Origin of the sequence: Paraburkholderia sabiae, from assembly GCF_030412785.1 — a bacterium.
In the GTDB taxonomy this organism is placed as follows: Bacteria; Pseudomonadota; Gammaproteobacteria; order Burkholderiales; family Burkholderiaceae; genus Paraburkholderia; species Paraburkholderia sabiae.
On sequence record NZ_CP125295.1, the window covers coordinates 5,813,922 to 5,839,741 of the forward strand.

At 64.1% G+C, this 25,820-nt stretch carries 20 protein-coding genes; 8 read left to right on the top strand and 12 right to left on the bottom strand.

Annotated elements, in window-relative coordinates; translation table 11 throughout:
* Positions 1–14 precede the first annotated feature (14 nt).
* The gene (gene xdhB, locus QEN71_RS26080) at positions 15–2,366 is read right to left on the bottom strand and encodes a xanthine dehydrogenase molybdopterin binding subunit (RefSeq protein ID WP_201650926.1); all 2,352 of its coding nucleotides are present in this window, start codon (positions 2,364–2,366) and stop codon (positions 15–17) included.
* Between the two features lie 33 nt (positions 2,367–2,399).
* The gene (gene xdhA / locus QEN71_RS26085) at positions 2,400–3,926 is read right to left on the bottom strand and encodes a xanthine dehydrogenase small subunit (protein WP_201650925.1); all 1,527 of its coding nucleotides are present in this window, start codon (positions 3,924–3,926) and stop codon (positions 2,400–2,402) included.
* 399 nt (positions 3,927–4,325) lie between these two features.
* Here xdhA and QEN71_RS26090 point away from each other — a divergent pair, with 399 nt between their 5' ends.
* A complete protein-coding gene (locus tag QEN71_RS26090; protein ID WP_201650924.1) occupies positions 4,326–5,537 on the top strand; it encodes an MFS transporter in 1,212 nt (403 codons plus the stop codon).
* A 2-nt stretch (positions 5,538–5,539) separates the two neighbouring features.
* Here the strand turns inward: QEN71_RS26090 and QEN71_RS26095 are convergent, their stop codons facing one another.
* Both QEN71_RS26095 and QEN71_RS26100 read right to left on the bottom strand, forming a co-directional pair.
* Positions 5,540–5,701 carry a hypothetical protein gene (locus tag QEN71_RS26095; protein WP_201650923.1) on the bottom strand — a complete coding sequence of 54 codons (162 nt, stop codon included), beginning with the start codon at positions 5,699–5,701 and terminating at the stop codon, positions 5,540–5,542.
* Positions 5,702–6,160: 459 nt separating this feature from the next.
* Positions 6,161–7,387 carry a pyridoxal-phosphate-dependent aminotransferase family protein gene (locus QEN71_RS26100; protein WP_201650922.1) on the bottom strand — a complete coding sequence of 409 codons (1,227 nt, stop codon included), beginning with the start codon at positions 7,385–7,387 and terminating at the stop codon, positions 6,161–6,163.
* On the opposite strand from QEN71_RS26100, the gene QEN71_RS26105 reads away from it, so the two are divergent.
* Complete coding sequence (locus tag QEN71_RS26105) at positions 7,380–7,544, top strand: hypothetical protein (protein ID WP_201650921.1); 165 nt, start codon at positions 7,380–7,382, stop codon at positions 7,542–7,544. The genes QEN71_RS26100 and QEN71_RS26105 overlap by 8 nt on opposite strands.
* Before the next feature lie 16 nt (positions 7,545–7,560).
* On the opposite strand, the gene QEN71_RS26110 is transcribed toward QEN71_RS26105, so the two are convergent.
* From QEN71_RS26110 to aspT (QEN71_RS26120), 3 genes are all read right to left on the bottom strand, one after another.
* The gene (locus tag QEN71_RS26110; RefSeq protein ID WP_201650920.1) at positions 7,561–9,207 is read right to left on the bottom strand and encodes a bifunctional aspartate transaminase/aspartate 4-decarboxylase; all 1,647 of its coding nucleotides are present in this window, start codon (positions 9,205–9,207) and stop codon (positions 7,561–7,563) included.
* A gap of 126 nt (positions 9,208–9,333) precedes the next feature.
* Complete coding sequence (gene aspT, locus QEN71_RS26115) at positions 9,334–11,019, bottom strand: aspartate-alanine antiporter (protein WP_201650919.1); 1,686 nt, start codon at positions 11,017–11,019, stop codon at positions 9,334–9,336.
* Positions 11,020–11,170: 151 nt separating this feature from the next.
* Positions 11,171–12,859 (bottom strand): aspartate-alanine antiporter, encoded by a 1,689-nt coding sequence (gene aspT / locus QEN71_RS26120; protein ID WP_201650918.1) that lies wholly within the window; start codon positions 12,857–12,859, stop codon positions 11,171–11,173.
* A 593-nt stretch (positions 12,860–13,452) separates the two neighbouring features.
* Between aspT (QEN71_RS26120) and QEN71_RS26125 the strand changes: the two genes are divergently transcribed.
* A complete protein-coding gene (locus tag QEN71_RS26125; protein ID WP_201650917.1) occupies positions 13,453–14,442 on the top strand; it encodes a LysR family transcriptional regulator in 990 nt (329 codons plus the stop codon).
* A 63-nt stretch (positions 14,443–14,505) separates the two neighbouring features.
* Positions 14,506–15,513, top strand: a complete 1,008-nt coding sequence (locus tag QEN71_RS26130; protein ID WP_201650916.1) for a 2-hydroxyacid dehydrogenase — start codon at positions 14,506–14,508, stop codon at positions 15,511–15,513.
* A gap of 43 nt (positions 15,514–15,556) precedes the next feature.
* Here the strand turns inward: QEN71_RS26130 and QEN71_RS26135 are convergent, their stop codons facing one another.
* Complete coding sequence (locus QEN71_RS26135) at positions 15,557–16,120, bottom strand: plasmid fertility inhibition factor family protein (protein ID WP_201650915.1); 564 nt, start codon at positions 16,118–16,120, stop codon at positions 15,557–15,559.
* A gap of 272 nt (positions 16,121–16,392) precedes the next feature.
* Here QEN71_RS26135 and QEN71_RS26140 point away from each other — a divergent pair, with 272 nt between their 5' ends.
* From QEN71_RS26140 to QEN71_RS26150, 3 genes are all read left to right on the top strand, one after another.
* A complete protein-coding gene (locus tag QEN71_RS26140; protein ID WP_201650914.1) occupies positions 16,393–17,247 on the top strand; it encodes a crotonase/enoyl-CoA hydratase family protein in 855 nt (284 codons plus the stop codon).
* 204 nt (positions 17,248–17,451) lie between these two features.
* Positions 17,452–18,609: an MFS transporter gene (locus tag QEN71_RS26145; RefSeq protein ID WP_201650913.1), complete on the top strand. Its 1,158-nt coding sequence runs from the start codon at positions 17,452–17,454 to the stop codon at positions 18,607–18,609.
* A 97-nt stretch (positions 18,610–18,706) separates the two neighbouring features.
* Positions 18,707–19,864, top strand: a complete 1,158-nt coding sequence (locus QEN71_RS26150) for an MFS transporter (protein WP_201650912.1) — start codon at positions 18,707–18,709, stop codon at positions 19,862–19,864.
* A gap of 60 nt (positions 19,865–19,924) precedes the next feature.
* Here the strand turns inward: QEN71_RS26150 and fahA are convergent, their stop codons facing one another.
* The 3 genes from fahA to QEN71_RS26165 are packed head-to-tail and all read right to left on the bottom strand — an operon-like array spanning position 19,925 to position 23,929.
* On the bottom strand, positions 19,925–21,235 hold the full coding sequence (gene fahA, locus QEN71_RS26155) for a fumarylacetoacetase (protein WP_201650911.1): 1,311 nt from the start codon (positions 21,233–21,235) through the stop codon (positions 19,925–19,927).
* Positions 21,232–22,554: a homogentisate 1,2-dioxygenase gene (gene hmgA / locus QEN71_RS26160; RefSeq protein ID WP_201650910.1), complete on the bottom strand. Its 1,323-nt coding sequence runs from the start codon at positions 22,552–22,554 to the stop codon at positions 21,232–21,234. Before hmgA ends, fahA begins: the two co-directional genes overlap by 4 nt.
* 19 nt (positions 22,555–22,573) lie before the next feature.
* The gene (locus tag QEN71_RS26165; RefSeq protein ID WP_201650909.1) at positions 22,574–23,929 is read right to left on the bottom strand and encodes an MFS transporter; all 1,356 of its coding nucleotides are present in this window, start codon (positions 23,927–23,929) and stop codon (positions 22,574–22,576) included.
* A gap of 221 nt (positions 23,930–24,150) precedes the next feature.
* On the opposite strand from QEN71_RS26165, the gene QEN71_RS26170 reads away from it, so the two are divergent.
* Positions 24,151–24,981, top strand: coding sequence for an EAL domain-containing protein (locus QEN71_RS26170; protein WP_201650908.1), 831 nt, complete (start codon positions 24,151–24,153; stop codon positions 24,979–24,981).
* Positions 24,982–24,987: 6 nt separating this feature from the next.
* On the opposite strand, the gene QEN71_RS26175 is transcribed toward QEN71_RS26170, so the two are convergent.
* Complete coding sequence (locus QEN71_RS26175; RefSeq protein WP_201650907.1) at positions 24,988–25,773, bottom strand: IclR family transcriptional regulator; 786 nt, start codon at positions 25,771–25,773, stop codon at positions 24,988–24,990.
* Positions 25,774–25,820: the final 47 nt, after the last annotated feature.

Consider the following 25,820-nt stretch of genomic DNA (forward strand, 5'->3'; position numbering starts at 1 on the left):
CGCTCATACAACGTTCAGGCGGCGGCGCGCACCGCGCGAATCGCCTTGAGAATTTCTTCGCCCGTCGCGGGCGCGTTCAGCGGCGGATTCACCTTGTAATCGCCGACGGCAGCTACTGCGTCGCGGATCGCGAAGAACACCGAGAACGGCAGCAACAGCGGCGGCTCGCCCGTCGCCTTCGAGCGATGGATGCTGTCTTCCGCGTTGCGGTTCTTGAACAGGCGCACGCGGAAATCGGGCGGCGTGTCGTTGACGGTCGGAATCTTGTAGGTGGACGGCGCGTGCGTCATCAGCTTGCCGCCCGCGTTCCACCACAGCTCTTCCGTCGTCAGCCAGCCCATGCCCTGAATGAAACCGCCTTCGACCTGACCGACGTCAATGGCAGGATTCAGCGACGCGCCCACGTCATGCAGCGCATCCGCGCGCAGCACGCGCATTTCGCCCGTCAACGTATCGATCACGACTTCCGACACAGCCGCGCCGTACGAGTAGTAGAAGAACGGCCGGCCCTGCAGCTTCGCCTGATCCCAGTAGAGCTTCGGCGTCGCGTAAAAACCATCGGACCACAACTGCACGCGCGCGAGATACGCCTTCGCGATCACTTCCTCGAACGGCACGATGGCATCGCCGACCAGCACGCAGTCGCCCGCGAAGCGCACCTGTGTCGGCGCGACTTCACCTGCGCCGAACTTGTCGGCGGCGAACGCGGCGAGGCGCTCGCGCAACTGACGCGCGGCGTCCTGCGCGGCCTTGCCGTTCAGGTCCGAACCCGTCGATGCCGCCGTCGCCGACGTATTCGCGACCTTCGACGTATCCGTCGCCGTCACGCGTACGCGGCTGAAGCTCACGCCGAGTTCATGCGCAACGACCTGCGCGACCTTCGTGTTCAAGCCCTGGCCCATTTCCGTGCCGCCGTGATTCACGAGCACTGAGCCATCGGTATAGATATGAACGAGCGCGCCTGCCTGATTGAAGTGCGTGACGTTGAACGCGATGCCGAACTTGACGGGCGTGAGCGCGAGACCCTTTTTCAGCACCTGGTTGTTGCGGTTGAATTCGAGCACTTCGGCGCGGCGCTTGCGGTAATCGCTCGTCGCTTCGAGTTCGTCGATCAGTTCGTGAATCACGTTGTCTTCGACGACCTGACCATACGGCGTCTGGTTGCGTTCCGTCTTGCCGTACAGGTTGCGGCGGCGCACGTCGAGCGAATCCTTGCCGAGCGAACGCGCGACGTCGTCCATGATGTACTCGATCGCGAACGCGCCTTGCGGGCCGCCGAAACCGCGAAACGCCGTGTTCGACTGCGTATTCGTCTTGCCGCAGAAGCCGTCGATCGCCACGTCCGACAGGAAGTACGCGTTATCGAAGTGGCACACGGCGCGCGTCAACACGGGACCGGACAGGTCGGCGGAAAAGCCGCAGCGCGAGGTCATGTCGACGGACACGCCTTCGATCAAACCTTCGTCGTCGTAGCCGACGTCGTACGTGTAGTGGAAATCGTGGCGCTTGCCGGTGACCATCATGTCGTCGTCGCGGTCCGGGCGCAGCTTCACGGGACACAGCAGCTTCCACGCGGCCAGCGACGCGCAGCATGCGAACAGGCCCGATTGCGATTCTTTGCCGCCGAAGCCGCCGCCCATCCGCCGGCATTCGACCAGCACGTTGTGCGAATGCACGCCCAGCATGTGCGAAACGAGATGCTGCATTTCAGTCGGGTGCTGCGTCGAGCACCAGACGTGCATGCCGTCGTCGTCCTTCGGCACCGCGTACGAAATCTGTCCTTCCAGATAGAACTGCTCCTGGCCGCCAAGCAGCATTTCGCCCGCTTCGCGATGCGCCGCGTGCTGCAGTTTCGACGCGGCATCGCCGCGCGCGAGCTTCATCGGCGGGATGACGCTCTGGTTCGCGGCACGCGCCTGCTGCGCCGTCAGCACGGCAGGCAGTTCCTCGAATTCGATGTCCGCGCGACGCGCGCCGAGACGCGCTGCATCGTGCGACGTCGCGACGACGATGAACATCGGCTGGCCGACATACTGGACGATGCCGTCGGCGAGAATCGGATCGTCGCCTTTGACGATGGGCGCGCAGTCGTTGTGGCCGGGAATGTCGTCCGCGGTGAAGACGGCGACGACGCCGGGCGTCGCGCGCACCTTGTCGAACGACATCGACACGATCTTTGCGTGCGCTTTCGGCGACAGGCCGAGCGCCGCGTGCAGCGTGCCCGCGAGTTCGGGGATGTCGTCGGTGTAAGTGGCGCGGCCGCTCACATGCAGATGCGCGGATTCGTGCGGACGCGACACGTGCACTTGCGTGAAGTCGGCGAGTTCCTTCGCGTCTTTGAGGAACGGTTCGGCTTGCTGGTTCATTCTGCTGGTTCTCCGTATTCGATCCGTTCGCGATCAGGCTTCCGACGCTTCCGCGCCCGCTGCCAGCACGGCGCGCACATCGAGCGCGCCCTTTTGCAGCGGATTGTTCGGGCGCGTTTCGAGCCAGAAGCGATACAGCGTGTTCTTCGCGGTTTCGAGGCGGTAGTCGCTGGTGGCGCGCATGTCGGACAGCGGCTGATAGTCCTTCGCGAGCGCGAGCATCGCGATCTGCGCGGTGGCTTCGTGCCAGTCGTTGTCGGCGAGCGCGGCTTCGGCATGCGTCGCGCGCTTCGGCGTCGCGGCCATCCCGCCGAACGCGATGCGCGGCTCGCGGATCGCTTCGCCATCGGCGATGAACGAGAACGCGGCGCACACGGCCGAAATATCCGAGTCGAAGCGCTTCGAAATCTTGTATGTGCGGAACTGGAAGTTCTTGCGCGCTGCGTTGCGCGCGGGCACCTTCAGGCCGACGACGAACTCGTGCTCGGCCATGTCCTTCTTCTGATACGCGAGGTACAGGTCTTCGAGCGGCAGCTCGCGTTCGACGTCCTTGCCGCGCAACACGACGCGTGCGCCAAGCGCGATCAGGCCCGGCATCGAATCGCCGATCGGCGAGCCGTTCGCGACATTGCCGCCGAGCGTGCCTGCGTTGCGGATCGGCAGCGATGCGAAGCGCTGCCACATCTCGGTCAGTTCGGGATATTGCTTCGCCAGTTCGGCGTACGCGCGCTCGACGGTCACGCCCGCGCCAATCGAGATCCAGTCTTCCGTGACGTCGATCTTCTGCATCTCGGCGATCTGGCCGACGTACACGATATGACCGAGGTCGCGCATCATCTTCGTGACCCACAGGCCGATGTCGGTGCTGCCCGCGAGAATCCGCGTGTTCGGCGCCGCGGCCTTGATCTGCGCGAGCGCGGCGACGGTGCGCGGCGCGTCGAACTGCTGGCCGTTGTGTTCGTAGTGGAAGGTGTCGCCGCGTTCGAGCGTCGCGAGTTTCTGCGCGAGCGCCTTCACGTCGACGGGCGCTTTCGGCGCGGGCAGCTGGAACATGCGCTCGGCCGCCTCGATGATCGGCCGATAGCCCGTGCAGCGGCACAGATTGCCCGTCAGCGCGTTGGCGATGTCGGCGCGGTTCGGCACAGTCTTGTTCGCGCACGCATGCTCGTGGCCGTGCTTCTCGTACATCGACCACATCGACATCACGAAGCCCGGCGTGCAGAAGCCGCATTGCGAGCCGTGGCACTCGACCATCGCTTCCTGCACGGGATGGAGGCTGCCGTCCGGCTGGCGCAGGTCTTCGACGGTGAAGAGCGCCTTGCCGTCGAGCGTCGGCAGAAACTGGATGCACGCGTTGACCGCCTTGAAGCTGACGCCGCCATTGTCGTTGCGCTCGCCGACCACGACCGTGCACGCGCCGCAGTCGCCTTCAGCGCAGCCTTCCTTGGTGCCTGTGCAGCGCGCGTCTTCGCGCAGGTATTGGAGAACGGTGCGGGTGACGGGCGCGTCGGTGATTTCACGGATCGCGTTGCGATGGTAGAAGCGGATCGGCTGGCTCATGTCTCGTGCTCGTTTCGGTTGTTCGCGTCCGCGTGGGGAATGCGGACGGTGCGGCTGATGGTTCGAAAAGTAGCATCATCAATATTCACAACCCATAGGCCCGATCGCATGGGGGACATACAGCTGGAGCGATAAATTGAGACAGCCGCGCATGCCCAGGCTTATACCGCTCATGTCGCTTATGAGCTTTCTTCATTGATTTTGACGTGAATCAGACATGAAGATTGACTCGACGCCACGAAAAGACGGGACGCGAACATCGGGGAAATTGATGGAAACCCGTCAGATCGGCTGAAAAGCCCGATATTTGGGTAAGAAAATTATTAAGCGAAGGCTGCAAGGGAATCGGTTCCATGTGAAAATCATGGGTCCCCGCCAAATTCAAGTCTCGTTTTCCCCATGTCCGCCGACTCCGCTACGCCGCGCAGCGAATTTGCGACCACTTTGCAGATCATTCCGGTCGTTTTCTTCACGTTTCTTTGTTACCTGACGATCGGCATTCCGCTTGCCGTGCTGCCGGGTTACGTCCACGACGACCTGGGCTACAGCGCCGTGATCGCGGGTCTCGCGATCAGCGTCCAGTATTTCGCGACGCTGGCATCGCGCCCGCTCGCGGGCCGTTCAGCGGACACGCTCGGGCCGAAGAAGACAGTGACGATTGGCCTCATCGGCTGCGGCGTGAGTGGCGTGCTGTTGCTGCTGGCCGTGTTGCTTGGCCGCTGGGCGACGTTGAGTCTGAGTCTGCTGGTGGTGAGCCGTCTCGTGCTCGGCTTCGGCGAAAGCCTGTGCGGCACGGGGGCGATCCTGTGGGGCATCGGGCGCGTCGGCACATCGAACAATGCGCGGGTGATCTCGTGGAACGGCATCGCGACGTATGGCGCGCTTGCGATCGGCGCGCCTGTCGGTGTATGGATTTCGCATAGCGTTGGTTTTTTCGCGCTTGGGGTTGTTGTGATTGCGCTGGCGGCTCTCGGTTACACGCTTGCTCAGCGGATCGGAGCAGTGCCTGTCGTGCACGGTGAGCGGATGTCGTATCGCAGCGTGTTCACGCGCGTGTTGCCGCATGGCATCGGGCTGGCGCTCGGCTCGGCGGGCTTCGGCTCGATCGCGACGTTCATCACGCTGTTTTATGCGGCGCGGCATTGGCCCAATGCGGCGTTGTCGTTGACGGTGTTCGGTACGCTGTTTATCGGTGCGCGGCTGCTGTTTGCTAACACGATCAAGACGTATGGTGGGTTTCGCGTCGCGATTGCTTCGTTCTCTTTCGAATGTTTCGGGTTGCTGTTGTTGTGGCTTGCGCCTGAGCCTCATGTTGCGCTTGCTGGCGCTGCGTTGACCGGGTTTGGGTTTGCTTTGGTGTTTCCTGCACTTGGCGTTGAGGCTGTTGGGCTTGTGCCGCCTGCTAGCCGTGGCGCGGCTTTGTCCGCCTATTCCGTTTTTCTCGATCTGTCGCTCGGGATTACCGGGCCGCTGGCCGGTTATATTGCCGGTGAGTTTGGTTACGGGTCGGTGTTCCTGTTTGCCGCTGTTGCTGCTGCCGCTGCTGTTGCTCTGTCGACCATGCTTTATTTGCGCAATGCGCGGACGCCTAATGCGCCTGCGGCGGCTTAAGGTTATTTGCTGCGCTTGGCCCCCTTCATGATTTCGTAGCTGGCATCCGCGATTTCGTATCCGTGCTTCACGCGTTGCCCCTGTGCGGGGCGGCAGTTACTTTCTTTGCCGCGGCAAAGAAAGTAACCAAAGAAAGCCGCTTTTGAACCTCCGGTGTCGGCCACGATAACGCTTCGGCATGCCGCAGTTGAGCTATCGCGCAGCAACGTTGGCACTCTGTAGAAAGCCCGCAGTCAACCGCGCACGGCGCGAAAACCCCACACACAGTCTGAAGCACATAACGTCGCAATTGGGCCGACGGCAAACGGACAAGACCAAGCCAACCGAATGTGCCCCAAGTGGATGTCACCTTTCGCGCCGCGCGCGCCTGACTACGGGCTTTCTACGGAGTGTTTGCGTCGCTGCGCGACAGCTCAAAGAACCCGTGCCGCAGCGTCATCCTTGCCGGCACCGGAGGTTTGAAGCGGCTTTCTTTTGCCTACTTTTCTTTGCCGCTGCAAAGAAAAGTAGGTGCCACCCCGCACAGGGGCAACGCATGAAGCACCGATACGAATTCGCGGATGCCACCGCAGCAAAAAGCAAAAACGAAAACCCGCGACAAGCGTCGCAGACAAACAAAAAACCTACTCTCTACCAGCGGCCAAAGCCCGCTCCAAAGCCGCCACGCCAGCTGGCAAATCCACCCCTACCCCAAGCTCAGACATAGTCCGCCCAAACGCATGCAGCGTACGAAAAAGATTATGAGCGCGAGCCTGCTCGCCCATCTGCCCGATACGCACGATCGGCAGCCCGAACGATCCTGAAATCTCGACCTGGTGATACCGCGAGATATGCCCGCAGATATCCGCAGGCGTCAGCGCAGAACCAGATCCCGTAGGCACCTCGATCCCCACAACGGAATTCAACCGACACGCCTCAGGCGCATACAACTGCAACCCCATCGCACTGATCCCAGCCTGCAACGCAAGCGAGCACTTCAGATGCCGCGCGAAGCGCTTCTCCAGCGTCTCCGCGCACACGAGCCGCAGCGCCTCGTGCAACGCGAGCACGCCCGACACGGGCGCCGTGTAGTGATACCCCGCGTTGTGCCAGAAGTTCTCGGCAAGTGACGCATCCAGGCACCAGTGCGGACTCGCATCCTTGCGCCCCTTCACGCGCTCCCAAGCCGCATCCGAAAACGCAATCAGCGACACGCCCGGAATCGACGACAATCCCTTCTGCCCGCCCGTGATCACGGCATCGATGCCCCACGCGTCCATGTCGAGCGGCATCGTCGACAGCGTGCACACGGCATCCACGACGACCAGCGCGCCCGCCTTCTTCGCCAGCGCAGCAATGTCCTTCAGGTGATAGTTCCAGACGGTGTTCGACGTCTCGCCCTGCACGATCGTCACGATCTCGGGACGCGTGCGGCGGATCGCTTCTTCTACCTCCTCTAGCGTCGCGACCGCGCGGTCGCCGACTTCGAGCAGCGACACGTCCGCGCCAACGCGTCGTCCCATCTCCGCCATCCGCGCGCTGAAGAAGCCGTTCTTGATGCTCAGCACGCGCGTGCCCGTCCACGCGAGATTGGAGATCGCCATTTCCATCGCCGCCGAGCCCGGGCCGGCGACGCCCAACACCCACTTCGAGTTCGTCTGGAACACGTAGCGGGCCATCGTCTTCACCTGTCCGACCACCTTGGCCATCGTGTTGCCCAGATGGTTGATGACGATCGCATTCGCCTTCGCGACGGCGGCGGGAATCGGCACGGGGCCGGCACCCATCATCAGGAGCGGTTCTTCGGGAAGAATCGCATCGAGCGATTCGACTTCAGGACAAGGAACGACGTTGGACGTTGTAATGGTCATGATCGGTGCGCATGAAACGGAAGTGAACGTTGCAGGAAAAATGGCCCGCCGCGCGCAGCAGCACCTGCGGGCGGCGGGCCATCGTTCGATCATTCACCCATCTGTCCGTTTGCGCAAGAGACGCATCCCGGTCTTTGCGCGCCGGATTGTCACTTGACCTCGCACTTGACCTCTCATTTAACCTCTTTGCGCACGAGGTTCTTGCCCGTCTCCTTGCGATAGCGTTCGACATAATCATCCGTCAGCTTGCGTATCGCGCGCCCGATCTTGCGATAGTCGGATTCGTTGAGATTCGCCAGCGACACGCGTCCCGACGGATGCTTCGTCCCAAAGCCCATGCCCGGCAGCAGCACGACGCGCGCCTCGGTCGCGAGACGGAACAGCATCTCCGACGCCTCGGTGTTCTTCAGCAGCCAGTCGACGAACTCGCGGCCATATGCGCGCTCGCCGAAGTACTCCATGTCGAGGATCGTGTAGTAGTCGACCTGGTTCGCGTCCTTCTCGTCGAAGGCAATGCCGATCTCTTCGTAGAGCGCGCGCTTGCGGCTGCGGATCAGGCGCTTGAGCGCATTCTTGTAGGCGTCCGGCGTGTCCATCAGAGAAAACAGCGAGAACAGCACCATCTGCACCTGCTGCGGCGTCGACAGCCCCGCCGTGTGATTCAGCGCGACGGTGCGGCTGTCGGCAACCAGCCGGTCGATGAACTTGAGCTTGTCCGGCTCCGTCGTGATCGACTCGTAGCGCTTGTGCAGGATCTTCTTCGTGTCCTTCGGCAGCTCGGAAATCAGCTTGTCGAGAATGTTGTCCTTGTGCGTCGCGATCGTGCCGAGACGCCAGCCCGTCGCGCCGAAATACTTCGAATACGAGTACACAAGAATCGTGTTCTTCGGCGCGAGCGCGAACAGCGACACGAAGTCGTCGGCGAAGGTGCCGTACACGTCGTCCGTCAGCAGGATCAGGTCCGGGCGCTCCTTGACGATCTGCGCGATGTATTCGAGGCTCTCGTCGCTAATCCGCACCGACGGCGGATTGCTCGGATTCACGAGGAAGAACGCCTTCACTTTAGGATCGCGCAGTTTGTCGAGTTCCGCATTCGAGTACTGCCAGTTATTCTCGACGTCGGCATCCAGATTGACGACGTTCAGTTCGTAGTCGTTGAGCGTCGGAATCTCGATGTACGGCGTGAAGATCGGCCGGCCAAGCGCGATCGTGTCGCCAGCCTTGATCAGATGGTTCTGCTTCATCGTGTTGAAGATGTACGTCATCGCGGCCGTGCCGCCTTCGACGGCGAAGATGTCGAACTCGCCGACGAACGGATACTTGCCGATCATCTCGCGCCGCAAATATTGCCCGACGATCACTTCCGACAGCTTCAGCATGCGGTCGGGCACCGGGTAATTCGACGCGAGAATGCCTTCGCACATCTCATAGAGGAAGTCGGTGCCCGACAGACCCAGCTGATCGCGCACGTATGACACGCAGCCCGCGAGAAACGAAATGCCCGGCGACCCCTTGTTCTCGCGCAGGAAAAGTTCGAATCGCTCGGCGAGCCCTTCGCGTTTCGGAAAGCCGCCGACGCCCTCGGGCAGATACGCGAACGAACGCTCCGACTCGCGCATCGCGAAGAGGCCGAGTTGCCAGAAGCCGTAGCGCGGAACGGTCGCGAGAAAGTTCGGATTGCCGCGGCCCGCGTTGAGCATCGAGAGATTGGCCGGGCGCTCGACGGCGCCGCCGCCGGCCGCCTTGATCAGCTCGTCCTTCAGTTCGAACGGACTGAGTGCTTGCAGCGCAGCTTTATCGTTGCCCTTGTCCTTTGCCATGATGCGTTCTCCAGTGAAAGAGGAAATGCGCCGGCGCGCATGCGGGCATCGGCCCGCTCCCTGCACCGGCTACTGTCCTGATAAGCGAGAGAGCCGACGGCGCGCACGTCTCGTCGGCCCCGGTATTCACACCAGCCCGACGACGAGCGGTCCAAGCAACGTCAGCAGCACATTCGCAATCGCGTAGGTGATGGCGAACGGCACGGTCGGCACGGCGCTTTCGGCCTTGTCCAGCACGCCGCCGAACGCGGGGTTCGCGCTGCGCGAGCCGGACAGCGCGCCCGCGAGAATCGCCGCGTTGTCGTAGCGCAGCACATAGCGGCCGAACAGCATCGTGAGAAGCAGCGGCAGCAGCGTGACGAGTACGCCGAGCAGGAAGATCGTGACGCCGAGCTGCTTGACCGTCGTGACGGCCTGCAGGCCCGAATTCAGCCCGACCACGGCGACGAACGCGGCAAGGCCGAAGTCCTGCAGCAGTCGCGATGCAGCGGGCGGCATTACGCCGTACATCGGATGCTTGCCGCGCATCCAGCCGAACACGAGACCCGCGAGCAGACAGCCGCCGCCCGAGCCGAGCGTGAGCGGCACGCCGCCGACATTGACCACGATCAGCCCGATCAACAGGCCGATCACGAGGCCGATCCCCATATAGATGAAGTCGGTCTTGATCGAATACGGCAACTCGTAGCCCGTCGCCTGCACCGCGCGCTTCGTGTCCTTGGCGGAGCCGAAGTACGTGAGCACGTCGCCGTGTTCGAGTTGCGTCTCGGGCAGGATCGGCACAGGCTGGCCGACGCGCGTGATGCTTTCGAGGTACACGCCGTGGCGCAGATCGCGATCGACGGTTTCGCGCACCGCGCGGATCGTCGTGTGATTCAGGCCTTTCGCGGTGAACACGGCCTGGCGCGTCTGCATGACGGCGCTGACGTCGGTCACGTCCGACACCTCGGGGCCGATCATCGGCGCGACGGGCACCATGCCCTCGCGCCGTCCGACGAGCAGGACGATGTCGTCGGCATTGAGCACGACGTTCGGCGCAGGCTCGACTTCCTTGCCGCCGCGCCTGATCTTCTCGATCGAAATGAAGTCCTGCCCCGCTTTCTCGATGTCGGACACCTGGCGTCCCGCCGCCGGCCCGACCTTGAACGCGCGGCCCACCAGCTCCGGCAGCGCGGGCAATTGCCCGGGCGCGCGCGACGGCGTGCCGCCCGCGAGTTTCGCTTCGGCGTCGAGCGCGGCCGAGCGCAGGTCGCGACCCATGAACTTCGGCAGGATGTTGACGCACACGATGATCGCGCCGAGCGAGCCGAACACGTAGGTCACCGCGTACGCAATCGCGACGTCCGACTGCAGCGACTTCACCTCTTCGGGCGGCAGGCCGAGACGCGCGATCGCATCGCCCGCCGTGCCGATGATGGCCGACTGCGTCAGCGCACCGCCCGCGAGCCCGGCGGCGAGCCCCTTGTTCAGGTGGAAAATCTTCGCGCAGATGATGACCGTGATCAGCGCCGACACGGCGAGAAACAGCGCCATCGCGATCTCGCGCAGCGTCCGCCGGTTGAGCGAGTTGAAGAAGCCCGGTCCCGAGTCGTAGCCGACCGCGTAGATGAAAACGGCGAACATCACCGCCTTCACGCCGTTGTCGATCGACACGCCCGCCTGACTGATCACGACGGCCGCCAGCAGCGAGCCGCCGACGCCGCCCAGCTGGAATTTGCCGAAGTTGATCTGGCCGATGTAGTAGCCCACGGCCAGCGACAGGAACAGCGCTATCTCCGGTGATTTGTGAAAGATGTTGTGTATCCAGTCCATCGTGCCCTCTCAGTGAAAAGACGGGCGCGTCTTCCGCGACCCGCAACGTAATGCAGCGGACGACGTGGCACTCCCGTCCGTTGCCCCTGCCCGCGCGACCTGTTTCGGCTGCGCGGACTTCGAAGTTGTTTGCTTGACCGTCATCGGCGCGTCAGTGGCCGAACTGCGCCGCGAGCCCGACGACGACGGGCCCCATCAGCGGCAGCAGGATGTTCGAAAGCGCGTAGGTGATCGTGTAGCCGATGACAGGCGTCGAATTGCCCGTCACGCCGACGAGCGCGCTGATCGCGGGCGTGCTGCACTGCTGGCCGGCAATCGCGCCGAGCAGCATCGGCGCGTCGAGCTTGAGGAACATCCGGCCGATCCACAGCGACAGCAGCCCCGGCACCAGCACCATCAGAATTCCCGCGACGGGCAGCGCGAGCCCGTATTCGCGCACGAGCTTGATGGCATCCGGTCCGGCCGACAGTCCGACGGCGGCAATGAAAGTGGCGAGTCCGAAGTCCTTGAGAATCTGCGCAGCAGCGGGCGGCAGCGAGCCGACGTGGGGATGCCGCGAGCGGATCCAGCCGAACAGCAGCCCCGACAGCAGACAGCCGCCGCCCGTACCGAGCGCGAGCGTGACGCCGCCGAAGGTGCCCGACAGCCGCCCGATCGCCATGCCGATCAGCACGCCGAGGCCGAGATAAACGAAGTCGGTCTTGAGCGTCGCGGGCAGCATGTAGCCGAGCCGCTGCGCGCCGCGTATCACGTCCTGCTTCATGCCGACCAGCGTCAGCACGTCGCCGCGATTCAGTTCGGTGCCGGGCAGCGCGGGAATGCGCGTCTCCAGCCGCGTCACGGCCGCGATGTAGATGCCGCGGCCCTGCGTCGGGTCGGCACGTTCGCGCAGTTGTCGGATCGTCGCGCCGTGCGCGTCCTTGCGCGTGAGCACGACATCGACGGTGTCGGCGAGCGCCGTCGAAAAATGGTGGCCTGCCGCGATTTCGTCGCCGAGCGTCGGCGCGGCGGCCACGAGCGCCTCGCGCCGGCCGTTGACCAGCACGAGGTCGTCGGGAGCGAGCGCGACATCGGGCGCGACGGCCATGCGTGCGCCGCGGCGCTCGATCTGCTCGATGGTCAGGTTGTGGCCGTATTGGGCTTCGAACGCGCCGACGGCGACGCCCGCCGCCGGGCCGATCCGGAACGCGCGCCCGACCAGCGCGGGCGCGGCGAGCCGCTCGCCATCGCCGAGCGAATCGCCGCCGCCGAGTTTCCGCCACAGGCGTTCCGCTTCCTCGCGCAGATTCACGCGCAACAGCAGCGCGGCGAACTGGCTGGTGAACAGCACGATCGTGATAAGCCCGAACAGGTAGCTGACGCTGTACGCGGTGACGATGTTCGCCTGCAGGTGCAGCGTGCCGGCGTCGGACAAACCGAGCTTCGCGACGGCCTCCGACGCCGTGCCGATCACCGCCGATTCCGTCGCCGCGCCCGCCAGCAGACCGGCCGCCGTGCCCGGATCGAGATGCAGCAGCGCGACGGCGAGCATCACGAGCGCGAGCACGGAGACGATCTCGATGACGGACAGCAGCCCGTAGCGCCAGCCGCGCCCGACATTGGCGAAGAATTGCGGACCGCCCGTGAAACCGAGCGCGAAGATGAACAGCGCGAACGCGATGTTCTTAAGATCGGGCGAGAGGCGCGCGCCCGTCTGTCCGAGCAGCAGCGACACGATCAGCGTGCCGCAGACGCCTCCTAACTGAATCGGGCCAAATCTGAACGAACCAATCAGATATCCGAGTGCAAGACTCGCGAACAGCGCTATCTCCGGCTGAGACTTAAGCAATTCGGCGACCATGTTCGGATTTCCCGGCAAAGCGGATCGTTGTATGAATCTTTTTAAAAATTGCGGGCGCGATAATCCACGCGACATTTAAGTCGCGGTTAATGAAAATGCGCACGAGTATTCGCCGGAATTAACCGGATTTTTCGAAGCGTAAATGCAATGCGCCACCCCGGCGTGATTGGCGTCGGAACGTGAAGGCGCGTTGACTACAAGCCGCGATCAGCTTGTGTTGCTTCCATTGACAGGCATTGTTCCCTCGCAAAGTTGTCGAACAACCGGAACATCGTTGTGGGGCCAGGCGGCCTTTTTTATGTCGGCATTTGAAGCCTGCGGAAATCGTATAGACCGTTTTCCGCGAAAATGGCAAAAATGACAGGAAACTATCCTTTTACAATTGCGAAATAGCTTCATCGTTTTTATAAATATTGTAATCCCCAGCGACTGTCAATATTATTTTTAAGCCGGATCTCCAAAATCCTGTACGGGCAAATTGCATGCAATATGCCCGTATGACACCCGCCAAAGGCCGACGCAGACATGCCTGCCGCACGCCACCCACCGGGTCAACAACGCGCGGCAGTTTCGCGCTTTTCGAGGGCGCCACCATGAATCAGATCTACGCAATGCGGGTCTTTGTCCGGGTCGCCGAAACACAGAGCTTCAGGCGCGCGGCCCAGCAACTGAAAGTGTCGAACGCGCTGGTCACGCGCTCGATCGCCACACTCGAGGCGCATCTTCACGCGCGCCTCATCAACCGCACCACGCGCAACCTGTCGCTGACGGAAGCGGGCACGCACTATCTGGAAGGCTGTCGCGGGCTGCTGGAAGAACTCGATCATCTGGAAGGTTCCGTCGCGGGCACCGAGCGCGAACCGGGCGGCACGCTGCGCGTCGTCGCGACGGGCGCGCTGTCGCCACAGGCGCTCACTCAACTGCTCGACGGCTACCGGCGGCATTATCCGAAGGTGCGCATCCGGCTCACGCTCGCCGAGCGCATGCCGCACCTGATCGAAGACGGCTACGACGTCGGCCTCTTCGTCGCGGGACCGCTGATCACAGCGGGCGCAGCCGCCGAGATCGACAGCATCGAACTGGCGTTCGCGACGCAGCGCCTCGTGGCGTGCGCGGCGCCGTCCTACCTGGCGGCGCGCGAGGAACCGCATCACCCCGAGCATCTGGCGCTGCATTCGTGCATCGCGACGCCCTCGGAGCAGCGCGGCCCGGCCGTCTGGCATTTCATCGACAGTGACGGCGACCCGCAACCCGTCACGCTCGATCCGTCGTACACGGTCAACAGTCCGCTGCTGGTGCGGCTCGCGGCGATCGCCGGCATGGGCATCGCCGTGCTGCCCGAGTCGCTGGTCGCCGACGACTTCGCAACGGGCACGTTGAAGCGCATCATGCAGGGTTATACCGTCGACGAATCGCAGGCTAGGGTGTCGCTCGTGTATCCGCGCCGCCGTCATTTGCCCGCGAAGACGCGCGCGTTCGTCGATTACACGATCGAGCATGCGGGCAGTCCGGCAGCCGTCCTGCCCGCCGTCGCGCATGCCATCGTGGCGCACGACCTGCATCTCGCGCGGCACGCGTCGTGAGCCGCGCAGCGCCTTCCCCGGCCCGACGACTCCGTACAGGAGGACCATGAGGAGATCCGTGACATGCGCATGATTCTGTTCAGCAGCCGCCAGTACGACATCGACACGTTCACCGACGCGAATGCCGCGTTCCGCTACGAGTTGCACTTCCAGGAGTCGCATCTCGAAGCGGACACGGCGATTCTCGCGGAGGGCTATGAGGTCGTGTGTCCATTCGTCAACGACAGCGTCGACGCCGCGACGCTCGAACGCCTGCACGCGGGCGGCACGCGGCTCATCGCGCTGCGCTCGGCGGGCTTCAATCACGTCGATCTGGCGGCCGCACAGCGCCTTGGCATCGGCGTCGTACGGGTGCCCGCGTATTCGCCCTACGCAGTCGCCGAGCACGCGGTCGGGATGATCCTCGCGTTGAACCGCAAGCTCGCGCGCGCCGTCGCCCGCACGCGCGAAGGCGACTTCTCGCTGAACGGACTGCTCGGTTTCGACCTGCACGGCAAGACGGTCGGCGTGATCGGCACGGGCATCATCGGCCGATGCTTCGCGCGCATCATGGCGGGCTTCGGCATGCAGGTGCTCGCGCACGATCCCGGCCCGCCCGCCACCGAACTGCTCGCGCTCGGCGGACGCTACGTGCCGCTCGACACGCTGCTCGCGGACTCGGACATCGTCAGCCTGCATTGCCCGCTGCTGCCGTCCACCTATCACCTGATCGACCGCCACGCGCTCGCGAAGATGAAGCGCGGCGCGATGCTGATCAACACGGGACGCGGCGGGCTGGTCGAAAGCAATGCGCTGGTCGGCGCGCTCAAGAGCGGCCAGCTAGGGCATCTGGGACTGGACGTGTACGAGGAGGAAGGCGGCATCTTCTTCGAGGATCACTCGAATCTGCCGCTGCAGGACGACGTGCTCGCGCGTCTGCTGATGTTTCCCAATGTGATCGTCACCGCGCACCAGGCGTTTTTCACGCGCGAGGCGATGACGGAGATCGCACAGACGACGCTCGGCAATGTCGAGGCGTGGCGCGATGGCACGCCACGCAATGTCGTCGAGGCGCCGCCCGCTAACGGTTGACGTGCAGGTTGAAGCGTCGGGGCGGCGCATTCCTATCAATGGTTCAAGGCTTCGGGCGCGACCCGGCGCTCGCTTCGGCTGAAGTGGGCCGCAACGCCGTGCGTGCATCGTCGGACGCGCCGCAGTACTGACGCAGCAGCGCGGCCTCGCGCTCGTGCACTTCGACGGGGAACCACACGGCGCCCGCCGCCATCATGTAGCGCGCGCGATGCTGCCCGTTGCGAAACGCGACCACGCCTTCGTGCTCCAGCCTGAGCATGCCGAGCAGGCCCGGCGCGCGACGCGTGCTGATCGTCACGTAGGGCATCTGCGGAATGCGCGTATTCGAAGGATCGAGAAATTCGCGGATGCCGCGCAGTTTCCCTCCATGCCATTCCTGTACGGGACGCAGCACGTAATCGGTGTCGTCGCGATCGGCGCACGCGATCAGCTTGCGTGCATCGACGAGCACGACCTGATGCCGCGTGCCGTCCGTCGTGAAGACGCGTTTCAGGCGCACATGTCCGTACGGCGGGTGTTCGTGCAACGGAACGATCCAGACGGGTTCGCTGCCGGGCGACGGCGGAGCCGCAGGTGACGTAGTCGGTAATTCCATCAAGGTGGACATCGGGCGTACTCCTTGCGCCGGTGCGTGCGCGCGCCCTGGCTGTTCAAAATTCGCCTAAGCTACGAGTCGATTGTTAAAACCGCGTGACGTGCGGACAAGCGATTCGCGCTGCATCGCCGGCCGTCCGTTACGCATCGCTGCTCGAGCTTTGCTTTTCCGTTTAGCGGTTGTTTTGCGCGCTTCTTTAGGGTGCCCGCGCGCGTGCAACCGCATTTAAATGGTGCTTTTCATTCAGTGTAGGTCTTTGCGAAAGCTTCTCAACGGAGCGAACGATGCCTGGCGAACAGTTCGGCGACCACGTGCGAATCGAAACTGCACAAAAAAACCCAACTGCACAGAAACAGCAAGTTGCGGGCCCGCTCGATGCCGTCGCAACCATCGTCATTGACCGGCCGGCGCGCCGCAATGCTATCGACCGCCCGACGGCGGAAGCACTGTTTGCCGCGTTCCAACACTTCGAAGCGAATGACGCGTGGCGCGTGGCAGTGCTGACGGGCGCGGGCGGCACGTTCTGCGCGGGCGCAGACCTCACTGCTCTGCAAGACGACGCGCGGCGCAATGAATTGCACGCCGACGGCAGCGGTCCCGGACCGATGGGACCGACGCGCATGATGTTCACGAAGCCCGTGATCGCGGCGATTGCGGGTCATGCGGTAGCGGGCGGTCTGGAACTGGCCGCGATGTGTGACCTGCGTGTGGTCGAGGAAGATGCCGTGCTGGGCGTGTTCTGCCGGCGCGTCGGCATTCCGCTGATCGATGGCGGGACGATCCGGCTGCCTCGGCTGATCGGCCAGTCACGTGCGCTCGATCTGATTCTGACCGGCCGCGCCGTCACCGCCGACGAAGCGCTCGCGATCGGTCTCGCGAATCGCGTCGTGCCGAAGGGTCACGCACGCGCCGCCGCCGAACAGTTGGCCGCCGAACTGGCAGCGTTTCCTCAAGCAGCGCTGCTCGCGGACCGCCGCTCCGTCTACGAGAATTCGCCGCTCGACGATCTGCCCGAAGCGCTGCGCCGCGAGGGTGCGGGCGGCTACGCAGCGGTGTTCGCGCAAGGGCTGGCGGGCGCGGCCGAGTTCGCCTCGGGCGCGGGCCGTCACGGCGGCGCGATCGACAAAAAAGTCCCTTGAAAGAAGGGCTTTTTGCTGCGCAATCGTGTCGGGATCGACGAAATACAACAGTGCGCGAAGCAGACGGCACAGCCGAATTGGCTTAGGTACAATCCCCTACTGATTTACCCCTGCCGACGTCTGCGCACTCGTCCCGAACGCGCGCGACGGCAACGCGCACGGCGCTTCCGTCCGCCGCCGCGACCCTCCCGTGAAAGTCCCATCATGCCTTTGCCCCTGCTTGCTCTTGCCGTCGCCGCATTTGGAATCGGTACCACCGAGTTCGTCATCATGGGGCTGCTGCCCGATGTCGCGCGCGACCTGAGCGTGTCGATTCCGGCAGCGGGCATGCTCGTGTCGGCGTATGCGCTCGGCGTGACGATCGGTGCGCCGATCGTGGCGATCGCGGTCGCGAACATGCCGCGCAAGAAAGCGCTGATGAGCCTGATCGGCATCTTCATTCTCGGCAATCTGCTGTGCGCGATCGCGCCGGGTTATGCGGTGCTGATGGCCGCGCGCATCGTGACGGCCTTCTGTCACGGCGCGTTCTTTGGCATCGGTTCAGTCGTCGCTGCCGGGCTCGTCGCGCCGAACCGCCGCGCGCAGGCCATCGCGCTGATGTTCACGGGCCTCACGCTGGCCAACGTGCTCGGCGTGCCGCTCGGCACGGCGCTCGGCCAGGCCGTCGGCTGGCGCGCAACTTTTTGGGCGGTGACGGGCATCGGCGTGATCGCGGCCGTTGCGCTGGCGCTGTGTCTGCCGTCGAAGATCGAGATGCAGAAGGCGAGCCTCGTCCACGAATTCACGGTGCTGAAGAACCCGCAGGTGCTGATGGTGCTCGGCACGAGCGTGCTCGCGTCGGCGAGCCTGTTCTCGACCTTCACCTACATCACGCCGATTCTCGAAGACGTGACGGGCTTCACGCCGCACGCGGTGACGATGGTGCTGCTGCTGTTCGGCCTCGGTCTGACGGTGGGCAGCACGCTCGGCGGCAAGCTCGCGGACTGGCGCCCGGTGCAGTCGCTGATGTCGTTCCTGCTCGCCATCGTCGCCATCCTCTCGATCTTCGCGATGACGATGCACAGCGAGATTCCCGCGATGATCACGATCTTCCTGTGGGGCGTGCTCGCGTTCGCGATCGTACCGCCGCTGCAGATGCTGATCGTCGACCGTGCGAGCAGCGCGCCGAATCTGGCATCGACCCTCAACCAGGGCGCTTTCAACCTCGGCAACGCGACGGGCGCGTGGCTCGGCGGCATGGCGATCGGCGCGGGCGCGCCGCTCACGTCGCTGCCGTGGGTCGGCGTGGCGACGGCGGTGGGCGCGGTGGCGCTGACGTGGTGGTCGGTATCGCTCGACCGGCGCTTGCCTGTCGCGGGCTGAGCCGTCGCGGGCTAGCGCGCCCCGAGCTGAATCTTCGCGCGACATACCCGCCATCACACGATGCAACCGACACACGGGCGGTGTAGCATCTCGCCCGATGAAAGTCGTCTTCTCCCGTGATTTCCTTGCGCTGATCCTGAGCGTGGCCGTCGTCGGCCTCGGCAGCGGCGCAACGCTTCCCCTCACTGCCCTCGCGCTGACGCAAGCGGGCTACGGCACCGACGTCGTCGGCCTGCTGACGGCCGCGCAGGCGGGCGGCGGCCTGCTCGTCGTGCCCATCGCCGGCCGGATCGCCGCGCGCTGCGGCGGGCGTCACGCGATCATCGGCGCGGTGCTGATCGTCGCGATCGCCACCGCGCTGATGCAGCTCACGTCGAATCCGTTCGCCTGGGCCGTGCTGCGCGTGATGTGCGGCGCGGCACTGATGCTGCTCTTCACGATCGGCGAAGCATGGGTCAACCAGCTCGCCGACGATGCCTCGCGCGGCCGCGTCGTCGCCATCTATGCGACCAACTTCACGCTGTTCCAGATGGCGGGGCCCGTGCTCGTCAGTCAGATCGCGCAGTTCGATCATTGGCGCTTTCTGATCTGCGGCGCAATTTTTCTGATCGCGCTGCCGGTACTGTCGGTGATCCGTTCCGCGCCCCACGCATCCGACGAACACGAGCCGCACGGCAGCTGGCGCCACGTCTTGCCGCAGATGCCTGCGCTCGTGATCGGCACAGGCTTTTTCGCGCTGTTCGATACGATCGCGCTGTCGCTGATGCCGCTCTTTGCGATGGCGCATGGCGTCGCCAGCGAAGTGGCCGTGCTGTTCGCGTCGGCGCTGCTGCTCGGCGATACGACGATGCAGTTCCCGATCGGCTGGCTCGCGGACCGGCTCGGGCGCGAGCGCGTGCATATCGGCTGCGCGGTGCTGGTTGTTCTGTTGCTGCCGCTTTTGCCGTGGGCCGTGCAATCGCCGTGGCTGTGCTGGCCGCTGCTTTACGTGCTCGGCGCGGCGGCGGGTGCAATCTATACGCTGTCGCTGGTTGCGTGCGGCGAACGCTTTCGTGGCGTGGCGCTGGTGTCGGCGAGTTCGCTCGTCGGCGCATCGTGGAGCATCGCGAGTTTCGGCGGTCCGCTGATTGCGGGTGCGCTGATGAAGAGCGTCGGCAACGATTCGATGATCGGCGTGGTGCTGGTCAGCGCGCTCGCGTTTCTGGCCGCCGCGCTGTGGGAAAAGCGGCGCAGCGTGGTGAACGCCGCGTCCTGACGAGGCAAAAAAAATCCGCGCGGGCTCGTCGCCACGCGCGGATTTCTTAACGCTGTCGAATCACTTATGCGCCGGCACAATCTCGCCGACGCACGTGCCGAAGCCGACGCGATAGCCGTCGCCCTGGCACCATCCGGCGAGCGTGAGTTCGTCGCCGTCTTCGATGAACGCGCGCGTGCCGCCGTCCTTCAGTTGCAGCGGATTCTTGCCGTTCCACGTCAGTTCGAGCAGGCTGCCGAACGAATCGGGCGTCGGTCCGCTGATCGTGCCCGAACCCATCATGTCGCCGACGCGCGTATTGCAGCCCGACACCGTGTGATGCGCGAGCTGCTGCGCCATCGTCCAGTACATGTGTCGGAAGTTCGTGCGCGAGATCGTGGTCGGTTCACTTGCGCCTTGCGGCTTCAGCAGCACTTCGAGCGAGATGTCGAAGCCATGCTCGCCCGCGTGCCGCAGATACTCGAGCGGCTGCGGATCCTGAACCGGCTGCGCAACGCGGAACGGTTCGAGCGCATCGAGCGTGACGATCCACGGCGAAATCGTCGTCGCGAATCCTTTCGAGTTGAACGGTCCCAGCGGCACGTATTCCCATTGCTGGATATCGCGCGCGCTCCAGTCGTTCAGCAGCACCATGCCGAAGATGTGATCTTCTGCTTCGTCACAGGCAATCGGTTCACCGAGCTTGTTGCCGTGTCCGACGATAAAACCCGTCTCCAGTTCGATATCCAGCTTGCGGCACGCGCCGAAAATGGGCCGCTCCTGATCGGGCAACTTCAACTGCCCGTTCGGACGACGCACGGGCGTGCCGCTCACCACCACCGACGAGGCCCGTCCGTTGTACCCGATCGGAATCTCCGACCAGTTCGGCAGCAGCGCATTCTTCGGATCGCGGAACATCGAGCCGACGTTCGTCGCGTGCTCCTTTGATGAGTAGAAGTCCGTGTAGCCGGGGATCTGCACGGGAAGATGCAGTGTGGCGTCGGCCTGGCGGATCAGCGCACGGTTACGCAACTCGGCGTCGTCGCGCAGCGTCGCGTTATCGCGCGACAGCAGCTTGCTCAACTGAATACGCACGCTGCGCCACGTATCGCGGCCCAGCGCGATGAAGTCGTTCAGCGAATCGCGCACGAACACGCTGTCGCCCTTGCTCGACGACGGCACCGTCAGCAGCCCCGCGCTTTCGAGCACGGCCAGATCGACAATGTCATCGCCAATCGCGACGCCCGCGCGGCGCGTCGCGTTCAGCCCGTTGGTGAAAATGCCGAACGGCAGATTCTGGATCGAAAAATCACAGGACGGCTCGTTCGCCGATTCGACCCAACTCTTGCGCGACGCGTCGAGCGTCGCCTGAAGATCGCTCAATGCGTTCATTGTTGCTCCGGATTGAAGTGTTTCTTGAGACCTTGCCAGCATTCGAAGTAATGCGCCTGAAGCTGCGCCGTTTCGAGCGCGAAACGCGTCGGCTTGATCAGCGTGCGCGTTTCGAACATGAAGGCCATCGTGTTGTCGACCTTGTTCGGCTTCGACGTATCGCTGCTCGACGCTTTCTCGAACGTGTCCGCGTCCGGGCCGTGGCCCGACATGCAGTTGTGCAGGCTCGCGCCGCCCGGCACGAAGCCTTCCGCCTTCGCGTCGTATGCGCCGTGCACGAGACCCATGAACTCGCTTGCGACGTTGCGATGGAACCAGGGCGGGCGGAACGTATCTTCGGCGGCGAGCCAGCGCGGTGGGAAGATCACGAAGTCGATCGTATCGACGCCCGGCGTGTCGCTCTGCGATTGCAGCACGAGGAAGATCGACGGGTCCGGATGGTCGTAGCTGATCGAGCCGATCGTGTTGAAGTGGCGCAGATCGTATTTGTACGGCGCGTAGTTGCCGTGCCACGCGACCACGTCGAGCGGCGAATGGCCGATATCCGCGCGCCACAGATGACCGTTCATCTTCGCGACGAGTTCGAAATCGCCTTCGCGGTCTTCATAGGCGGCCTGCGGCGTGAGGAAGTCGCGCGGATTCGCAAGGCCGTTCGAGCCGATCGGCCCGAGATCCGGCAGACGCAGCTGCGCGCCGAAGTTCTCGCAGATATAGCCGCTCGCGCGGCCGTCCGGCAGCGCCACCGAAAACCGCACGCCGCGCGGAATCACCGCGATTTCGAACGGTTCGACCTCGAGCTTGCCCAGTTCCGTGAAGATCGACAGACGCCCGGCCTGCGGGACGATCAGCAGTTCGCCGTCGGCGTTGTAGAAGAAGCGGTCCTGCATCGACTGATTGGCCGCGTACACGTGGATCGCGCAGCCGTTCATCGATTCCGCCGACCCGTTGCCCGCCATCGTCACCCAGCCGTCGATGAAATCGGTCGGCTCGGCGGGCATCGGCAGCGGATCCCAGCGAAGCTGGTTGGGCGGCGTCGGCGGCACTTCGGCGAAGTTCGCGACCAGACGATGTGACGGCAGTGCCGTGAACGGCTGATGCACGGCCGCCGGGCGGATGCGGTACAGCCACGAGCGCCGGTTATGGCCGCGCGGCGCCGTGAACGCGGTGCCCGACAGCTGCTCCGCATACAGCCCGTACGGCGCGCGCTGCGGCGAGTTGCGGCCATGAGGCAGCGCGCCGGGCAACGCCTCCGTGGCGAATTCGTTGGCGAAACCGGACTGGTAGCCCGGCTGGATTTCGCGTCGTGTGGATGATTCCATGCAAAGTCTCCGATAAATCTCAAACGGTCTGCGCTTTGGCCGGGCCGCCGCGGCGACGTGCGACGGCGAGCGTCAGCACCAGCGCGGCCGAGCACAGTACGGGCAAGGCGGCAGCGTGGAACAGCTGCGCGTTGCTCCAGTTCAGCGCAATCAGTTGTCCGCCGACGAGCGGTCCGATCACCGAGCCGATCCGGCCAATGCCGAGGCTCCAGCCGATGCCCGTCGAGCGCAATGTGGTGGGATAGAAGTGTCCGGCGAGCGCGTTCACGGCCGGCTGTCCGCCGACGATGCAGAAGCCGCCCGCAAACACGACAACCAGCAGCCACGCGAGCGCATGCGATACCGCGCCGATCGCGCCGACGCTGACCGCGCCCAGCGCGAAGCAGGCGAACAGCACGCGCACGAAGCCAAAGCGTTCGATGAACCAGCCGAGCAGCAGCGTGCCGATCACGCCGCCCGTCTGCAGCACGGTGCCGACGATCACGGCCGTCGACGGCGAATAGCCGGCGTCGCGCATCACGGTCGGCAGCCAGTTCGACAGGAAGTACAGATCGATCAGGTTCATGAAGCTGATGCCCCACAGGATCAGCGTGACGGGCGCGCGCCCTGCCCGGAACAGTTCGGCGACGGGTGCGCCGCCATCGGCTTTCTCGCGCACGACGAGACGCGTGTCGGGACCGACGTTCAGCGACGGATCGAACTTCGCCAGCCACTGCCGCGCGCGGTCGTCGCGACCTTTGAGCACGAGGAATTGCAGCGATTCGGGCAGTGCGGCGAGCATCGCGACGCCGAGCACGAGCGGCACCGCGCCGCCGACCCAGAATACCGCGCGCCAGCCATACGCGGGAATCAGCGCCGCGCTGATGAAGCCGCCGATCGCCGCGCCCAGCGTGAAGCCGCACGACACCAGCATCATGCGCTTGACTCGGTGTTCCGGCGTCGAGAACTCGCCGACCAGCGCCATCGCGTTCGGCATGATGCAGCCGAGGCCGAGCCCGGTGATGAAGCGCAGCGCAATCAGCGCGGGAATGTCCGAAACGAAGGGCGTGGCCAGCATCGCCAGCGCGAAGAAGAACGTCGCGCCGATCAGCACGGGACGCCGCCCGATCCGGTCCGCCAGCACCGACAGGCCGAGCGCGCCCAGCAGCATGCCGAACAGGCTCGCGCTGAACACCGGGCCGAGCGCTGCCTTCGACACATGCCATTCGCCGATCACGCTCGGCGCAACGTAGCCCATCGCCTGCGCGTCGAAGCCGTCGATCACAAGGCACAGCGCGCACAGCACGAGCAGCATCAGCTGAAACGCCGGCCGGTGCGCAGCGGCCAGCGCCTGCTCGACTTCGACGATATGGGCAGAACGGGAGGTGTCGCTCATCTTGGCTTCCTGCGGTGACGAATGATCGGCTACTTCATGAATTTACGAATAGTAAAACAGATTATGATTAGTGAAATTAACGTAAACCCTCGGTTGAGCCGCGAGCCCCACACGAACGGCGAAATCCATATCAGTATTTGGTGCATGACAGAGCGGCTGGCGCTGCTACCATCGAAACATGCGGCTTTTGCCGCGATACCCGTCCGCTCCCCACGTATTCAATGATTCCGCTGACCATCCCCGAACTCGTCGACCGCGCCTCCACTCATCCGTTTCTCGGCGAGCACCTGCGAATGGGCGCCGCCCCGCGCAGCGGCGAGGCCATCGCGACTTACGGCGACGTTGAAATTGGCAGCAGCTACGAGCCGATCTTCGACATCAGCGTGCATGCGCTCGCGCAATCGCTGTCGTCGTCGCCGGATAGCGCGGACCGTTTCGGCGACGAACTCGGCGTCCAGGCGGTCACGCAACTCGCTGACGGCACGCCGCTCGACGCCTTCGATCCGTTCGATCACGTTCCTGACGACCAGCAGCTCGTCGCGCTCGACCGCATGTCGCGCGCGATGCATGCGATCAACTTCTTCGGTCCTCAGCGGCACGGGCTGCTATTTCTGCGCGTGCATGAACGGCTGTTGAAAAGTGTGCGCTACGACCACGGCCGACATTTCTCGACGGTGCTGATGTCGTTTGGGTTGAATCCGTCGAGAGTGGTGATCGAATTGCCGCCCGCTGCGGTCGCGCATCGGACGTTTCTTGGTTATCTGACCAAGAGCTATCAGCACTACGGATTCAAGGTGGCCGGCAATCTGCCGAACGCAGGGCAGATCCTGTCCGTGTCGGACATGGCGAGACTGGATTTCGTGAAAATGGACGCTGCGGCGGCGTTGCGCGATTCGATGGTGAAGCCGCTGGTCAGCTATGCGAACCGGCTGAAAATTCCGTTGATCTTCAATCGCGTGGCAACGGAAACGCAGTTCGATCTTCTGCAGCAGTATGACGTGCGGTTCGTGCAGGGACCGCTATTCGTTGTGCATGAGAACAAGACAGCTTGAGATTGTTCAAGGGCTGTCGCCCAGACGTCGCGCGAGCGCTTTGAGACGCGGCGCGACCATCTCCCGGAACACGCTCTCCCCCATCGACGACGCCGGTCCGCTGCAACTCAGCACGAGCAGCCGGCCGTCGCGTGGATCGCTGAACGGCACGGCCACCGCGTTCACGTCGTCGTGCCAGTCGCGGAACGAATAGCAGCAGCCCTCGCGCGCGTACGCGTCGATTTCCTTTTGCGCCTGCTCGACCAATGCCGCGCCTTCGTCGCCTGCTCCTCGTTGCAGCTCCGCGAGCAGCGCAGCGCGCGCGTCGGCGGGCTGAACGGCGAGATACGCGCGGCCCATCGAACTCGTCAGCATCGACAGTTTCGAGCCCGATGCGAGGCCGAGCGTCAGCGCCGTCTCGCTGCGGATCGTCTCCAGATACGTCATATCGAGGCCGTCGCGACAGCCGAGCGACACCGCCGCGCCGACCTCGCGCGCGAAATTGCGCATATGCGGGCGCGCCAGTTCGAGCGTGTCGGTGCCCGACAGCAGCGCGAAACCGAGCGACAGCACGCCGGCGTCGAGCGCGTACTTGCCGAGCGCCTCGTCGAAGCGCAGATAGCCGAGCACCGTCAGCGTGTACGCGAGCCGGTTCACCGTCGCCTTCGGCAAGCCCGTGCGCTCGACGAAGTCGCGATTGCCGAGCAGCGTTTCGCCCGGCCTGAACGCGCGCAGCAGATCGAGCCCGCGCGCGAGCGCGACGACGAACTTGCGCTCGTCGACGGGATCGGACATGCGTGCCGACACGGACATGGCCGACGTTGGGGATGTTGTGGATGCAGATTTTGACATCGGGTGCT

Excerpts from the sequence above, each read along its gene's own strand:
- xdhB (WP_201650926.1), bottom strand. The coding sequence starts at position 2,366 with ATGAACCAGCAAGCCGAACCGTTCCTCAAAGACGCGAAGGAACTCGCC.
- xdhA (WP_201650925.1), bottom strand. The coding sequence starts at position 3,926 with ATGAGCCAGCCGATCCGCTTCTACCATCGCAACGCGATCCGTGAAATC.
- QEN71_RS26090 (WP_201650924.1), top strand. The coding sequence starts at position 4,326 with ATGTCCGCCGACTCCGCTACGCCGCGCAGCGAATTTGCGACCACTTTG.
- QEN71_RS26105 (WP_201650921.1), top strand. The coding sequence starts at position 7,380 with ATGGTCATGATCGGTGCGCATGAAACGGAAGTGAACGTTGCAGGAAAA.
- QEN71_RS26100 (WP_201650922.1), bottom strand. The coding sequence starts at position 7,387 with ATGACCATTACAACGTCCAACGTCGTTCCTTGTCCTGAAGTCGAATCG.
- QEN71_RS26110 (WP_201650920.1), bottom strand. The coding sequence starts at position 9,207 with ATGGCAAAGGACAAGGGCAACGATAAAGCTGCGCTGCAAGCACTCAGT.
- aspT (WP_201650919.1), bottom strand. The coding sequence starts at position 11,019 with ATGGACTGGATACACAACATCTTTCACAAATCACCGGAGATAGCGCTG.
- aspT (WP_201650918.1), bottom strand. The coding sequence starts at position 12,859 with ATGGTCGCCGAATTGCTTAAGTCTCAGCCGGAGATAGCGCTGTTCGCG.
- QEN71_RS26125 (WP_201650917.1), top strand. The coding sequence starts at position 13,453 with ATGAATCAGATCTACGCAATGCGGGTCTTTGTCCGGGTCGCCGAAACA.
- QEN71_RS26130 (WP_201650916.1), top strand. The coding sequence starts at position 14,506 with ATGCGCATGATTCTGTTCAGCAGCCGCCAGTACGACATCGACACGTTC.
- QEN71_RS26135 (WP_201650915.1), bottom strand. The coding sequence starts at position 16,120 with ATGTCCACCTTGATGGAATTACCGACTACGTCACCTGCGGCTCCGCCG.
- QEN71_RS26140 (WP_201650914.1), top strand. The coding sequence starts at position 16,393 with ATGCCTGGCGAACAGTTCGGCGACCACGTGCGAATCGAAACTGCACAA.
- QEN71_RS26145 (WP_201650913.1), top strand. The coding sequence starts at position 17,452 with ATGCCTTTGCCCCTGCTTGCTCTTGCCGTCGCCGCATTTGGAATCGGT.
- QEN71_RS26150 (WP_201650912.1), top strand. The coding sequence starts at position 18,707 with ATGAAAGTCGTCTTCTCCCGTGATTTCCTTGCGCTGATCCTGAGCGTG.
- fahA (WP_201650911.1), bottom strand. The coding sequence starts at position 21,235 with ATGAACGCATTGAGCGATCTTCAGGCGACGCTCGACGCGTCGCGCAAG.
- hmgA (WP_201650910.1), bottom strand. The coding sequence starts at position 22,554 with ATGGAATCATCCACACGACGCGAAATCCAGCCGGGCTACCAGTCCGGT.
- QEN71_RS26165 (WP_201650909.1), bottom strand. The coding sequence starts at position 23,929 with ATGAGCGACACCTCCCGTTCTGCCCATATCGTCGAAGTCGAGCAGGCG.
- QEN71_RS26170 (WP_201650908.1), top strand. The coding sequence starts at position 24,151 with ATGATTCCGCTGACCATCCCCGAACTCGTCGACCGCGCCTCCACTCAT.
- QEN71_RS26175 (WP_201650907.1), bottom strand. The coding sequence starts at position 25,773 with ATGTCCGTGTCGGCACGCATGTCCGATCCCGTCGACGAGCGCAAGTTC.